Raw genomic sequence first — 15,727 nt, 5'->3', positions numbered from 1 at the left:
ATTTAATTTATTTTTGTCTATTTATAAGTGAGAATTTTAAAGTGATAGCATCAATGTAGTCAACTGATGAACCTACTGGTAAACCGATGGCTAATCTTGTTACTTTTAAATTCTGTTTAGTAAGTTTCTCCTTAAGAAATTCATTAGTTACCTCACCTTTTATGCTTGGAGAAATCCCTAAAATAATTTCATCAAATTTTTGAGCATAATCTAAAAGTTTTTGAATTTCTTTTTGATACTTTTGCTCCTCATATTCATTGATAATTAGATGTGAAAACACATAATACTTACCATTGTAAATATTAGCATCTTCAATTTTTTGCATAACTTGTCTGTTTTCCACAATTAACAAGGTGCTATCTCTTGAGCTATTGTCACAAATACTGCAATAATTGTTTTCAATAACTTGTGAACAAATAGGACAAAATGTTGTTTTTTCTTTTACATCGATAAAAGCTTGCGCAACTTGTTGCACTTGCTCTTTTTCAGCTTCTAATATTCAATAAACAATTTTTTCAGCTTGTTTTTTAGAAATACCAGGAATTTGCCTGATAACTTCTAAAAATTTGTTAATTTGTTCTGTATTAAACATTCTTATTAAAATGGCATTCCAGGCATTGATGGAGCTAATTTATCTTGCTCTTCTTTGATTAAATCAATACCTTCATTGATTGCTATTGTAATTAAGTCTTGAAGAATGTCTTTATCTTCAGGGTCAATTAATAATTCATCAATTTCAATTGAAACGATTGACATATCTCCTTTAAGAACTACTTCAATACCTTGTTTAGAAACTGTGAATGTTTTTTCATCTAATTCTTTTTGTTTTGTTTCTAATTCTTTTTGCATATTTTTAATTCTTCTTAAAAAATCATTATTCATAATAACCTCTATTCATATTCGATTTCTAATTCTTCATCATCACCTAATAATAATTTACCAATTTGAGTTAAGTCAGTTAAAGTGTTTTGTGCAAACTCATCTTCTCATTTTTTAGGTTTATAATCTGCAATTTGGATGTCTTTATTTTGTCCAATTGTTTCTCTAATTTTAGCAAGAGCTGCTGAATCAACTGGATAAATATATTTGTTTTTGTTATCAAAAACATATTTAACAAATTCTTGCATTTTAGGTGTGTTAGCAAGCTCTTTTAGCTTATTAACTTTAGCAGTATCTTTATTGTAAATGTTAATGAAATATTCTGAAGCAGCCATAATTGATGAATCTTCAAACAATTCAGCAATCTCAGAAAACTCAGGTTTGTTTTGAGTGATTATTGCTAAATCTTGATTAATTGATCTTTGGAATTGAACTGCTTTATCACGTGATGGATCTTGTTTAGATCAAATAGTGTTGTAGATATATTCGAAAACATTAACTTCTTGTGGTTCACTAATTTGTATAGGTTCATCATTTGTTGAAATTTCTTCAGATTCTAGGATTTTTTCTTCTTCTTTTATTTCTTCCTGAATTTCTTTTTGAACTTCCTCTACAAATTCCATTGTTTCTTCAAACTTAGAAACTTCTACTTCACGAGTGTTAATTAATATTTTATTTGTTGATGTATCTGACTGCAATTGGATAATATCATCATTAACATCATCAAAATCACTTGACAATTCGTGTTTTTGGATAATAAATTCATTTGTTTTATTAACTTGATCAGAAATTTCCTTTGTAAGTGCTTTATTAATTTCTAAAGATTCAAGTAAGATGTTTTTTTCTTCTTGAGCTTCAGTAGGTACGTTGTCTTGTTGGTAAGGTGTAAATTCATCAGCTAATCCATTCCCAACAGGTTCAATTTCAGGGATTATTAATGCATCAGCTAAATGATTATCTGATTGTTTTGTTTCTTGTTTAACTTCTTCTTCAGTTTCTTTTTTAATTTCCTCTGTTTGTGTTTGTGAGGACTCCTGATTTACCTGATTTATTTCAATATCAAAGTTACCGGATATAACTGAAAAAATGTTTTCAGTTGTTAAAACAAATTTATCTTCCTCAACTTCTTCTTCTTCTATTTTTTCACTTAAAAATGAGTTATCTATGAAACCATCATCTTCAATTTTTTCAACTTTTATGTCTTGGAGAATAGTGTTTTCATTTTTATCAACTTCCATTGAAATATTAGTTTGAGGTTCATTAGAAGTTAATTCTTCTTCAATAATTTCTTTAGTTTCTCTGAAAACATTATTAGTTGAAGTTTTGTGATTTTCTTTGTTAAACACAGGTTTGATAAATACAGGTGCAACATAAGTTTCATCTGAATCTTCTTGTAAATTAGGATTGATAGCATTTAAAGCTTTTAAAACACCTAATTGAATAATTTCAAATGGATATTCGCTTTTGTTAACTTTAATTAACATATCATAGAATATGTCAGTTAATTCAAAACAAATTTTATTATCTAAGTGAACTGATGATAACTCTTCAGGTTCAAATCAACTTAATAAACTTGCATTATTTGTTTTAGATAATATTATCTTTTCTTTTAAGAAGTTAACTAAACTTAAAACGAATTGCTGAGGTTCAACTCCATTGTTTTGAAAATCATTTAATAATGAAATTAATTTAGTTCCATTGTTAATAGAAATTAATTGGAAGATTTTAACAATTTGCTCTGATGATAAAACACCGAAGTTTTGATAAATTGATTCAGCACTTATGATGCCTGAATGCAACATACTAACTTGGTCAGCAATTGTAAGTGCATCCCTCATACCACCACTAGATAATCTTGCGATGAGTTTAAGAGCTTGAGTATCATATTTTATATGTTCTTGGTTAAAAACTTTTGAAAGTTGTTTGATGATATTCTCATCATTCATTCTATGGAACACAAAGTTTTGAACTCTTGATCTAATTGTTAAAGGAATTTTATGTAAGTCTGTTGTTGCTAAAATGAAAATAGCGTGTTTAGGTGGTTCTTCAAGTGTTTTTAATAATGCATTAAAAGCACTTTTTGTAAGCATATGAACCTCATCTATGATGTAAATTTTGTATTTACCATTCATAGGCGTTTGCTCAATTTTTTCCTTAAGATCTCTAATTTCATCAACACCATTATTTGATGCAGCATCCATTTCGATTATGTCAATATTGTTGTTTAAATTACTTAAGCAAATTTCGCATGGATTAAGAACATCAGCAGGATCTTTATGAACACAATTTAACATCATTGCAAATATTTTTGCAATCGATGTTTTACCAGTTCCTTTTGGACCTGAAAATAAATAAGCATGTGATATTTTGTTAGTCTTTAAAATATTTTTTAAAGATAAAATTATGTGCTCTTGGCCTATAACATCATCAAATGTTTTTGGACGATATTTTCTATACAATGCTTTATATTCCATGTTTAATTACCCTTCTTAAAATTTGAAATTGACATAAAAAATAAAATCTTTATTTTAATTATTATACTAATAAAAAACATATAGTTTTTTAAAAGTTTTAAAAAACTTGTCAGATTACACAAAGAGAGAATAAAAAACTTTTATGCCTATGTGCTAGGAATAAAAGTTGAAAAAGCTTAATTTAGTAAATAAGCATAAAAAAAGACCGAAAGGCCTTGATTATTCAGCGCTTCTAGCAGCTCTTCTAGCGTCTCTTGCACGTTCTTTTGCAAGTTTTTTAGCACGAGCTTCAGCACGTAATTTGTTTTTTAATCTAACTACTTTACGCATTTTTATCCTTTATTTAAACTATTTTTATAATGATAATTTTTATGAATTGTGCATATATATTTTTGCAAAAATACATGCTATTTTTCTTATGTTATTTTACTATAAAAAGTCTTAAATCATTCATATTTTTTAAACTTACAAATTTTTATTTCAATACTTACGAATATACTTTAAAAATTGCAATTAGCATCTATATAATAAATTATAATTTTAATTAACAAGCATTTAAGTAGGAGTAAGTATGAAAAAAAACTTAGAACAGAAAATTGCAGACAAAATTATCAGACAGTCATTAGATAAGATTATGGATGACCGTTTTGGTAGATATTCAAAATACGTTATTCAAAACAGAGCTATTCCAGAAGCACGTGATGGTCTGAAACCAGTTCAACGTAGAATTTTATATTCTATGTTGGGACTTGGTTTAACTCACGATAAACCATATAAAAAGTCAGCTCGTGTTGTAGGAGATGTAATTGGTAAATATCACCCACACGGTGATTCGTCAGTTTATGAAGCTATGGTTAATATGTCTCAATGATGAAAAATTAATCACCCATTACTTGATATGCACGGTAATGTTGGTTCTATTGATAACGACCCTGCTGCCGCTATGCGTTATACAGAGGTTAGAATGTCACCTATTGCTGAATATGTTTTAGGTGAAATTAAGAAAAATCCAGTTAAGTTTGCTCCTAACTTTGATGATTCAGAAATTGAACCAATAGTTTTACCATCATTATTCCCTAACTTACTTGTTAATGGTGCTTCAGGTATTGCTGTAGGTATGGCAACTGAAATGCCCCCACACAACTTAAATGAAATTATTGATGGAGCTATCTACAGAATTACAAATCCATTTTCACATTTTGATGAAATTTCAAAAATTGTTAAGGGTCCTGATTTTCCAACAGGTGGTGTAATCAAAGGAAACAAAGGTATCTTAGAAGCACTTGAATTTGGAAACAATACAAAAAACAAAATCAGATTGTTTTCTAAATACACAACTTCTGAAGATGAAAAACATAAATATATTGAAATCACAGAAATTCCTTATGGTGTAGTGAAGTCGAAATTAGTTTATGAGATTGACAAAATTATTAAAGATAAGTTAATTGATGGAATTACAGAAATTAAGGATCAATCAGATAGAGATGGAATTAGCATTTTAATTACTTTAAATAAAAATGCTAATGAACGTAGTATTTTAAATTACTTACTTCAAAAAACAAATATGCAGGTTATTTACACATACAACAATACTTGCATCCTTAAAAATGAGCCTGTTACACTTGGTGTAATTGGGCTTCTAGATGCTTACGTAGCTCACGTTAAAGATATTAAAGTTAAGACTTTAACATACGATTTAGAAAAACTTAAATTGCGTTTAGAGCTTGTAGAAGGATTTATTAAGGTTTCAGAAATTTCAGATGAAGTTATTGCGGTTATTAGAAGATCAGAAGGTTCTAAAGCTGGTGTTATTCAAAACTTAATTAAAGAGTTTGGATTTATACAAAATCAAGCAACAGCTATTGCTGAAATGAGACTTTACCGTTTATCTAAAACAGATAAGCAGGCCTACTTAAATGAAAAATTACAATTAGAAAAAGACATTAAGAAAATTTCTAAATTGCTTATTGATCCAAAAGCGTTTGATCAGTACATTATTGAACAATTAATGGAAATTAAAGTTAAATTTGGAACTCCAAGAAAAACTCAAATCGAAGATCAAGAATATGACTTTAGCTATGACCAAACTGATTTAGTAAAAGAAGAAATTCTTAACATAGGAGTTTCAAGAGCAGGATACATCAAGAGATTTTCACAAAAAGTTCTTGATAGTAACAAGATTGAAAATTATGGACTTAAAGATGATGACTATTTAGTTTTTTTCGGAAAAGTAAATTCATTACACAACTTAATTTTCATTACAGCTCAAGGTAATTACATCGTGTTCCCTGCTTACAAAATTCCAGAAGATAAATGAAAAGACAATGGGACTCACTTATCTGCTTATGTAGATATCCGTGTGATGGATGAAATTGTGGGAGTGTTTGAGATTTCAGATTGAAATATTTTATCTTACATTGCTCTAGCAACAAAAGATGGATATGTTAAGAAAACAGTGCTTAAAGATTTTGAAGTTTCAAGGGTTAATAAAATTTACAAGGCTATTAACATTGAAAAAACAGATGCAGTTGTTAATGCTGTTATGACAGATGGAACAACTAATGCAATCATAATTACTGAAAAAGGTAATGTAACTAAGTATTCTGAAACTGAATTGCCACAATTTGGAACTAAAGCTAAAGGAAATAAAGGAGTTTACTTATCACTTGATGATAAGATTGCTACATTTACTTGTGTTAAATCAGATCAAATGGTTGGTATCTTATCAACAAATGGTCAAATTATTAAAATTAATTCATCTAAATTACCATCTGTACCTAAAAATATTAAAGGTAAACCTTTATTAAAAGATAATAAGAAGTTTATTCCATACGTTTGTGAACCAATCAATGATGAATCAGTTATCTACATTAAAGATGATTTTGAGCACACAATTATTGAATCTCTTAAATCATATGGTGTTTCAAACGATAGTGCAAGAGTTTACAATATAGATGTTCCAAGTATTTACAAAATGTCATTTAATGTTAAATATTTTGATAAGGATTATGCAATTGCGCAAAACTTATTCAGTCAAGAGCAAGTGAAAAAAGAAAAAGATCTATTAGAAAAAACAGATGCTGTTGTTTCTAATGTTTCGAAAAGTTTAGATGACATTTTAAAACGTATTGATGAATTAACTAAGAGTACAAAGAAATAATATCTCAGCAATGGGATATTTTTTTATTTGCAAAATTTGATTAAAAAAAGAATAGCTATTTTTTAGCTATTCAATTACTAATTCATCTAAACAATTTTATTCTTTAAAGCAATTATTGCACCAATCATTGAGAATAATGGTCCTAAGAAAATAGAAATTATGTAAAGTACCATTACAGCTGTATTTTGTGATGAAACTCTTATAGCTCCTATGATTACAAGAATAAATCCTGTAAGTCCTGTTGCAAAAGATATAAATCCAAGAATACCAAAAACTATAAAGTATAATACCATGAATGCTGCAACATCAGAATAGTCTTTTTCATAAGTTCCATCACCTGAATCTGTTATTGTTGCAGACACACCAGCAACTGCTACAGAGAATAAGAAAATAACAACTGCAAAAACTATGCATAATAAAAGGTTTACAATTGATAAAGCTAAAATAGGTTTAGATAAATTGCTTTGTTGTTTGTTCATAATAACTGATGTTTCCTTTTTATCCTCGTTATATTTTAACAATATATCATATTAATTATATATTATTTGAGTGCGTTTAACTAATTTGATGGAATAACAGTTATTTTGTAGGTTGTTTGTGATTTGTTAATATCGATTCTTGTTGATTCAGCAGTCATTTTGTAACCTTCTGGAACTAATTTAGCCACGTCATAGTAGTAATAGTAATCAGGCAAGTTAGTTGTATTTGTGAAAATAACTTCATCATTATCATTCACAAATTCAAATGTGTATGGGATCATAGTAACAGGAGCACGTTTTTTGGTGATAGTTATATTTATAGTTTCTGTATCATCTAGAGCATAAGTGCTTTTGTTATATTCATATTCACCTGTCTTATATTCTTCAGGTAAATTCTCATCATCTACTTCAAAAAATTGAATATATTCATCAGCATCTATTGAATGCATATAGGAGTAAACAATTTCATTTTTGTATAAAAAATTAATTTTGACTTCTCTTTTAGGTATTTCGTAGTGTCTATTTGAATTTTGCACAGTAATAACGATTCTTGCTATAGTCACACCTAACCCACAGATCATTAAAAATGATGCTCAAATTATTCATATTAAGGTTTTCTTATTAATTTTCTTTTTCACATCTCTCCTGTTAGTTAATAAATTTAATTATAAAGATTTATCAGATTTTAAGTCTAAAAAATAGACTTTTTAGTCATTTTTAAAAGAATATTATGCTAAAAATTAACATATATAATATATTAATCATGAGTATATTCGATTTAAAAGCAGACTATAAACCACAAGGCGACCAACCTAAAGCAATTAAAGAATTAGCAGAGGGTGTTAAAAAAGGAATTAATGACCAAGTTCTTTTAGGAGTAACAGGCTCAGGAAAAACTTTTACAATTGCAAATGTTATTAAAGAGGTTAATAGACCTACTATTATTTTGTCTCATAATAAGACTTTAGCCAGTCAGTTATATAGTGAGCTAAAGTCGTTTTTTCCTAATAATGCAGTTGAATATTACATTAGTTACTTTGACTATTTCAGACCTGAAGCTTATGAACCAAGTACTGATGTTTATATCGAAAAGGATTCTAAAACTAATGAGCAAATTGAAATCTTAAGAATGAGTGCAATTAATTCATTAATTACACGAAAAGATGTAATTGTTGTGGCCAGTGTTTCAGCTATTTATGGAGCACTTTCTCCTGAAGTTTATAAAGATTCATTCTTTAGATTTTACAAAGGTCAAGAAATTGGGTTGAATAACTTTATCACACAACTTATCAAAATTAAATATGACAGAAATGATATAGACCAGTCTCCTGGAGATTTCACAGTTAAAGGTGACACGGTGATTGTTAGACCTGCTGATTCTGAAAATCATGCAATTAGGATTTCATTCTTTGGAGATGGAATTGAAGATATTGCAACAATAGATCCACTTACAAAAGAAGTCTCTAAAAAACATAATATCTATGTACTTTCACCTGGTGATGAATATGCTACAGATAAAACTGTTTTTGATAGGATAATTCCAAAAATTGAAGAAGAATTAGCGCAATCAATTGCGAAGTTTGTTAAAGAACAGAAAATACTTGAGTCTGCAAGATTATCTCAAAGAGTCAAAAATGATATTGATGATATGAAAGAATTTGGCACTTGCAAAGGTATAGAAAATTACTCAATGTACCTTGATGGTAGAACTTTTGGTCAAAGACCATACACAATTTTAGATTACTTCCCTGAAGATTCATTAATGCTAATTGATGAGTCACATATGTTTATTCCACAATTAGGAGCAATGTATAAAGGGGATAGATCAAGAAAAGAAAAACTTGTTGATTATGGTTTTAGATTACCATCTGCTTTTGATAACAGACCTTTAATGTTTAATGAATGAGAAACTGAATTTAAGTTTCCTAGAATTTACATTTCAGCAACACCAGGTGATTACGAACTTGAAAAAACTGAACCAAGTAATATTTCAAAACTTTATGTTCGTCCAACTGGATTAGTTGATCCTGAAATTATTATCAAACCAAAGCAAAATCAAATTGAAGACATCTATGACACCATAATAAAACAAAGAGAAACTGGTGAAAAAACAATCATTTTAACAGTGACAAAAAGAAGTGCTGAAGAATTGTCAACTTACTTAATTGAGCACGGAATTAAAGCTGCTTACATTCACTCAGAACATAACACTTTTGTAAGAAATGAAATTATTAGAAAGCTTAGAAAAGGTATTTACGAAGTTATTGTCGGAATTAATCTTTTACGTGAAGGTATCGATATACCTGAAGTTTCTAGAGTGCTAGTTTTAGATGCTGATGTAGCTGGTTTTATGCGTAATTCAAGAAGTTTAATTCAGATCACAGGCCGTGCAGCTCGTAATGCAAATGGTAAAGCAGTTTTCTATGCTGATAGAATCACCGAAGCTATGAAAATTTGTATGGATGATAACGAAGAAAAAAGACGTATTCAGCTTGCTTACAATGAAAAACATGGAATTGTACCTAGAACAATTATAAAACCTATAAGTGAACCAATTCACGGTCACGATATTACAAATGCTGTTGAAGCTATTTTAGCTAAACAAAACAAAACTAAATCGGGCGACAAAATCGATAAGAAAGCTAAGCAAGAAATTATTGATGATATTAGAAATCAAATGAATCAAGCTGCAAAAGAGCTTGATTATGAAAGAGCTATTGAGCTTAGAAATATATTATTAGAATTACAAGAAACAAAATAGAAAGGAGTATTGAATGAGTAAAGAAAATTTATTAATTATTCAAGGAGCTAGAGAAAATAACCTTAAGAATATTGATTTAACTTTACCTAAAAATAAGTTAATTGTATTTACAGGTCTTAGTGGTAGTGGTAAAAGTTCACTTGCATTCAACACAATTTATGAAGAAGGAAGAAGAAGATATGTCGATTCTCTTTCATCTTATGCAAGAATGTTTTTAGGAGGAACTAAAAAACCAGATGTTGACAAAATTGAAGGGCTAAGTCCATCAATTTCGATTGAACAAAAAACTGTTCATAATAACCCTAGATCTACTGTTGGGACAGTTACTGAAATTTATGATTATTTTAGATTACTTTTCGCAAGAATTGGTAAACCATATTGTCCTACACATAACATTGAAATTTCAACTCAGACAACTAAAGACATTTTAAATTCAATTTATGAACAAGAACCTAATTCAAGGCTTGTTATTTTAGCCCCATTAGTTGATGGAGAAAAAGGAACACACCAAAATCTCTTTGAAAAGCTTAAAAAAGAAGGTTTCTTAAGAGTTAAAGTTAACGGTATGTATATGATGCTTGATGAACCTATTGATTTGAACAAAAACAACAAGCACACTATAGAATTAGTAATTGATCGTGTTAGATTAACTGAAGAAAATTACAATAGAATTTCACAAGCTTTAGAAATAGCAACTGAATATGCAGATGGATTAATTAAGGTTGAAAATGTTGACTTAGATAAAACATTTATCTTCTCAAAAACATATTCTTGCATCTACAAAGATTTCAATATGCCTAAAATTGAAACAAGATTATTCTCGTTCAATGCTCCATATGGAATGTGTGATAACTGTAAAGGTTTAGGTCTTGAGTTTAAAGCTGACTTTGATTCAATTGTTCCTGAACCTTGAAGATCAATTAACGAAGGTGGTATTGAATATTTCCAAAATACAGTCAACACTCAAAACCTTGAATGACAAGAGTTTGATCAACTTTTAAATTACTACAATATAAATAAAAACACACCTATTGAAGATTTATGAGAAAAGGAGCTTGAAATAATTAAATATGGTTCACACGAACCTATTGCTTACACATTAGTTTCTTCATCAAATAACATCATCAGAAGAGAAAAAGAAATTGATGGTATCTTAACTAAGATTGAAAAAATGTATTATGAAACTACTTCAGATAGACGAAGAGATTACCTTAAAAAATATATGGGTTCATTCACTTGTTCAGTATGTAAGGGTTCAAGATTAAATGAATATGCATTAGCAGTTAAATTAGATAATAAAAATATTTATGATTTTATTGTTTTATCAATCGAAGATTCACTTGTAGCGGTTAATAGATTAATTGATACATTAAATGATAATGACAAGCAAATTTCATCATTAATTACAAAGGAATTAATCGACAGATTAAGCTTCCTTAAAAATGTGGGTCTTGACTATTTAACCCTTAACCGTAGCGCTGAAAGTTTAAGCGGTGGAGAAGCTCAACGTATTAGATTAGCTACTCAAATTGGTTCAAATTTAACAGGTGTTTTATATGTTTTAGATGAACCATCAATTGGATTACATCAAAAGGATAACTTAAAACTTATTGATGCACTTAGAAAAATGGTTGATATTGGGAACACATTAATTGTTGTTGAACACGATGAAGACACAATGTTTGCATCTGACTATATTGTTGATATAGGACCAGAAGCTGGATTAAATGGTGGAACAGTAGTTGCTCAAGGTACTTTAGATGAAATAGTAAAATCAAAAAATTCAATTACAGCTAAATATTTATCTGGTGAATGAAAAATCGAAGTTCCAGCAACACGTAGAGGTGGTAATGGTAAACAAGTTACTATTTATGGAGCTAGAGAAAATAACCTTAAAAATATTGATGTAACTATTCCTCTAGGTAAATTAGTTGCAGTGACTGGAGTTTCAGGATCGGGAAAAAGTACATTAGTTAATGAAATTTTAGTTAGAGGAATTCAACATTCACTTGGACTTAGTGAAGGTTTAAATCACAAGAAAGCTAAATTTAAAACTATTTCAGGCTTAAATAACATTGATAAAGTTATTGCAGTTTCTCAGTCGCCAATTGGAAAAACTCCAAGATCAAACCCTGCTACTTACACAGGTGTATTTGATGATATTAGAGAAATTTACGAAAACATTGAAGAATCAAGAATCAGAGGATATACAAAAAGCAGATTCAGTTTCAATGTGCCTGGCGGTAGATGTGAAAAATGTTCAGGAGATGGTTTCATAAAAATTGAAATGCACTTTTTACCTGATGTTTTTGTGCCTTGTGATCAATGTGATGGTCAAAGATACAATAAAGAAACACTTGAAATAAAGTACCATAACAAAAATATTTCTCAAGTTTTAGATATGAGTGTTGATGAAGCGATTGTATTTTTTGAGCACAGAAATAAGATTATTGAAAAACTTCAAATCCTACAGGACGTAGGTTTAGGTTATATTAAGCTTGGACAAATGTCGACAACTTTAAGTGGTGGAGAAGCTCAACGTGTTAAGTTGGCAACTTACTTGCAAAAGAAACCAACGGGTAAAACAGTTTATGTCCTTGATGAACCAACAACAGGATTACATACTCACGATGTTAAGAAATTAATTCATATTCTTAATAGAATTGTTGAAAATGGCGACTCAGTTATTGTCATCGAACACAACTTAGACGTAATCAAATCTTGCGATCACATTATCGATTTAGGACCTGATGGAGGAGTTCACGGAGGACAAATTGTTTCTCAAGGGACACCTGAACAAGTTGCTGTAAATCCAAGAAGTTACACAGGTCAATTTCTTAAGAAAATTTTGTAATCAAAAACTTAATTAATTTAATAAAATTAAATTACAAAATTTAAATTTCAAGGAAAATACTCAATGAATAAAGAACGTAAAAAAATTAATGTCAAGAAAATCATTGATTTCTATGATTTAAAAATCATAAATGGTGAAAATCAGGAATTGGTTTATAACGACATTTATCAACCTGCAATCAAACGTGTAGGGTTAGAATTAGCAGCTAATTATTTAAATGACAGAATTAACAAAAACGTTATTGCTTGAGGAACTGCTGAATCATCTTGATTTTTTGAAATAGGTAAAACTAAAGCTTACCAAGCTATAGAGTGTGTTATTTCACAGCAACCTCCACTTGTTATTTTGTCTAAAGGGTTTAATAAACCTGCGATTAACTGAGTTGTAGATATAGCGAACAAATATAAAGTTCCAGTTGCACTTGTTAATATGAGTACATCTTACATATCAACAAACATCGGTTCATATTTAAATAACTACTTTGGAGAAGTTACACAAGTTCACGGAACATTAGTTCTTATTGGAGGAACAGGTGTGCTTATTACTGGAGCTAGTGGAGTTGGTAAATCTGAAGCTGCTTTACAATTAATTCAGCAAGGTGCAGTTTTAATTAGCGATGATGCTGTGTTGATTAAAGATAACGGAAACATTTTTATCGGATCATCACCAGAAATTACACGTAATTTTCTTGAAATCAGAGGTATTGGTTTAGTTGATATTAAAAAACTTTATGGAGTATCAACTGTGGCCAAATCATCAATCATCGATCTTGTTATCGAACTTGTTAAACAAGATGGTAACAGTGAATTCGATAGATTAGGTGTTGATTATTTAGAATATCCAATTTTTGGACGTTCAATTAAGAAAATGCAAATACCAATCAAAGAAGGGGGTTCAGCTGCTTCATTAATTAGAGCTGCTGTTAATACTTACTTAGCTAGAAATGATGGTATGAATGTATTAGATGAAATTTATGAAAGGACACTATTAGAAAATGAATAATTCAGCATATCCTGCTTGAGTACCTGATTCTCCAATAGCAGAGGGTACTTCAACAATCTTATTTAGTATTGGTTCCTTTCAAATGCACCTTTACTCATTTATGATTATGTTAGGTTTTATCCTATCAATTCTTACTGTTTTCTTCTTCTGATATAAAGAAGGCTGAAATATAGATATCTTATTTGTGATAATTTTAATCACAGTTCCTGCTGGTATTATCGGAGCTCGTTTAGGGTTCGTTATTGAAAGACTTATTTATCAACCTGATAATCCATTCCCTAACTCGCATTGATATGCAATTTGACAAGGGGGATTAAGTATTCAAGGGGGAGTTGTTCTAGCCGCTTTCCTTGATATAGTTTACTTATACACAAAGAGAAAAGATGTTGATCTGAAAAAAGCATTTGGATACATTCTTCCAGCAGTTTTAGTAGGGCAATTTGTTGGACGTTTTGGAAACTATGCTAACCACGAGGTTTATGGAAAAATAGACTGAACAGGTGCATCAGTATTAGTATTCGGAAAATCTTTTGCTTCAAATATGTACATTTCTGACTCATTAACTGCAAGTATGGGTCTTGAAGGTGCTTACAGATATCCATTATTCTTATACGAAGGATTAGCAAACTTAATTGGGTACATTTTAATTTGTTGAGTTGTTAACTACTTTGGATTATTAAGACCAGGGTCAGGTGGAGCTTTATACTTAATTTGATACGGTATAACTCGTGCTGCAATGGAACCTTTACGTGAAGAATCATATAACCTTTATTCAGTAGTTGCGATCTTATTCATCATCGGTGGTGGATTAGCACTTATCTACTTTGAATTCTTAAGAGGAAATTTATATGTAAGAAAATTACAAAAATACAAATTTGTATTTGAACACAAAAATAAAGAAGCTTACTTAAATCACGTAAACATCACAAGTTTTAGCTACTTATTTAGTAAATTATGAACTAAAAGACCTGTAGCTTAATTTAGATATATCCAAGCAATTGGATATATTTTTATTTCCCAAATTTTGATGCTTAATCAAACTAAAATTTATTTAGCACAATTAGCAAAAACTTACTTTTTCACTTATATAACTAGCAAATTTGTATTTTTTGATAAAATCTACTCACATTTAACAATGATTTAAAAAGTTATAAAATTTAAAACTAAATAATTAGTTTTTAAGGAGAGAAGCTATGAACGAAATTTATGATCTTGTGATTATTGGTGGAGGACCTGCTGGATTAAATGCAGCTTTATATGCATCAAGAGCAAACTTGAATGTTGCATTTATCGAAAAGGGTGCTCCTGGTGGTAAATTATCATCAACTGCAAAAGTTGAAAACTGATTAGGTACATCTGAAATTGAAGGCTGAAAATTAGCTCAAGAATTCTTTGACCATGCTAAAGAATATGGAGCTAAATATCTTTATGGTACAGTTACAAAAATTAATAACTTAGATAAATATGATAAAGAAATTGTTTTATCAGATGGTTCAGTTGTTAAAGCTAAATCAGTTTTAATTGCAACTGGAATGATAAATAGAAGACCAACTTTCATACCTGAATATGATAGATTTGAACACTTTGGAATTAGTTACTGTGTCGTTTGTGATGCTCCATTATTTGGTAAAAATCCATCGGTAGTCTTAGGTGATGGAAACTCAGCTGTTGAAGAATCAATTTACTTATCTAGAATTGCTAGTGAAGTTAATTTAGTTATCAGAGATGAAACCTTTAAAGCTGATAAAGTTTTAGTTGAAGAATTATTGAAGCAACCAAATATTAAAGTGTTTAAAAATTCACAAATAGTTAAGTTACTGGGTGATAGACAACTTGAAGGAGTTGTTATTGAAAATAAAGATGGTGAGCAAACAGAACTTAAAGTTTCATCATTTTTCCCTTACATAGGATTTGAATCGTCTGCGTGATTTGCTCAGGATTTAGGAATACTAGATGAAAAAGGTTTTATTGTTACTAACGATAAAATGGAAACAAATGTTCCAGGAATTTATGCAGCAGGTGATATTAGACAAACAAAAGTTCGTCAAATAGTTACAGCAGCATCAGATGGTGCAGTAGCTGCTAGAAGCATAATTGATTATTTAAGTTAATTTGCAA

At 29.5% G+C, this 15,727-nt stretch carries 11 protein-coding genes; 6 read left to right on the top strand and 5 right to left on the bottom strand.

Going from position 1 to position 15,727, the window contains the following annotated elements; all coding sequences use genetic code 4:
- Positions 1-7 precede the first annotated feature (7 nt).
- Genes ACNF36_RS00130 through dnaX form a run of 3 tightly spaced genes read right to left on the bottom strand, consistent with a single transcriptional unit; the run spans position 8 to position 3,353 of the window.
- The gene (locus tag ACNF36_RS00130) at positions 8-592 is read right to left on the bottom strand and encodes a toprim domain-containing protein (protein ID WP_418303300.1); all 585 of its coding nucleotides are present in this window, start codon (positions 590-592) and stop codon (positions 8-10) included.
- 5 nt (positions 593-597) lie between these two features.
- Positions 598-882 (bottom strand): YbaB/EbfC family nucleoid-associated protein, encoded by a 285-nt coding sequence (locus ACNF36_RS00125; RefSeq protein ID WP_257089044.1) that lies wholly within the window; start codon positions 880-882, stop codon positions 598-600.
- Between the two features lie 8 nt (positions 883-890).
- Positions 891-3,353: a DNA polymerase III subunit gamma/tau gene (dnaX, locus tag ACNF36_RS00120; RefSeq protein WP_418303299.1), complete on the bottom strand. Its 2,463-nt coding sequence runs from the start codon at positions 3,351-3,353 to the stop codon at positions 891-893.
- A gap of 571 nt (positions 3,354-3,924) precedes the next feature.
- Between dnaX and ACNF36_RS00115 the strand changes: the two genes are divergently transcribed.
- Positions 3,925-6,513 carry a DNA topoisomerase (ATP-hydrolyzing) gene (locus ACNF36_RS00115; RefSeq protein WP_418303298.1) on the top strand — a complete coding sequence of 863 codons (2,589 nt, stop codon included), beginning with the start codon at positions 3,925-3,927 and terminating at the stop codon, positions 6,511-6,513.
- Positions 6,514-6,599: 86 nt separating this feature from the next.
- Here ACNF36_RS00115 and ACNF36_RS00110 read toward each other — a convergent pair whose 3' ends face one another.
- Both ACNF36_RS00110 and ACNF36_RS00105 read right to left on the bottom strand, forming a co-directional pair.
- Positions 6,600-6,992, bottom strand: coding sequence for a hypothetical protein (locus tag ACNF36_RS00110; protein WP_257089038.1), 393 nt, complete (start codon positions 6,990-6,992; stop codon positions 6,600-6,602).
- A gap of 80 nt (positions 6,993-7,072) precedes the next feature.
- Entirely contained in the window at positions 7,073-7,630 is a 558-nt protein-coding gene (locus tag ACNF36_RS00105) for a hypothetical protein (protein WP_418303297.1), read from the bottom strand.
- Between the two features lie 125 nt (positions 7,631-7,755).
- Between ACNF36_RS00105 and uvrB the strand changes: the two genes are divergently transcribed.
- From uvrB to ACNF36_RS00080, 5 genes are all read left to right on the top strand, one after another.
- Complete coding sequence (gene uvrB / locus ACNF36_RS00100; protein ID WP_418303296.1) at positions 7,756-9,753, top strand: excinuclease ABC subunit UvrB; 1,998 nt, start codon at positions 7,756-7,758, stop codon at positions 9,751-9,753.
- Between the two features lie 13 nt (positions 9,754-9,766).
- On the top strand, positions 9,767-12,607 hold the full coding sequence (gene uvrA / locus ACNF36_RS00095) for an excinuclease ABC subunit UvrA (RefSeq protein ID WP_418303295.1): 2,841 nt from the start codon (positions 9,767-9,769) through the stop codon (positions 12,605-12,607).
- Positions 12,608-12,670: 63 nt separating this feature from the next.
- A complete protein-coding gene (gene hprK / locus ACNF36_RS00090) occupies positions 12,671-13,609 on the top strand; it encodes an HPr(Ser) kinase/phosphatase (RefSeq protein WP_323176713.1) in 939 nt (312 codons plus the stop codon).
- The gene (gene lgt, locus ACNF36_RS00085) at positions 13,602-14,588 is read left to right on the top strand and encodes a prolipoprotein diacylglyceryl transferase (RefSeq protein ID WP_418303294.1); all 987 of its coding nucleotides are present in this window, start codon (positions 13,602-13,604) and stop codon (positions 14,586-14,588) included. The genes hprK and lgt overlap by 8 nt, the downstream gene beginning before the upstream one ends.
- 214 nt (positions 14,589-14,802) lie before the next feature.
- A complete protein-coding gene (locus tag ACNF36_RS00080) occupies positions 14,803-15,720 on the top strand; it encodes an NAD(P)/FAD-dependent oxidoreductase (protein ID WP_418303293.1) in 918 nt (305 codons plus the stop codon).
- Positions 15,721-15,727: the final 7 nt, after the last annotated feature.

Source organism: Mycoplasma sp. 4463, from assembly GCF_048381515.1.
Classification (GTDB): domain Bacteria; phylum Bacillota_I; class Bacilli_A; order Mycoplasmatales; family Metamycoplasmataceae; genus Mycoplasmopsis.
This window is presented reverse-complemented; position numbering and strand designations above follow the sequence as displayed.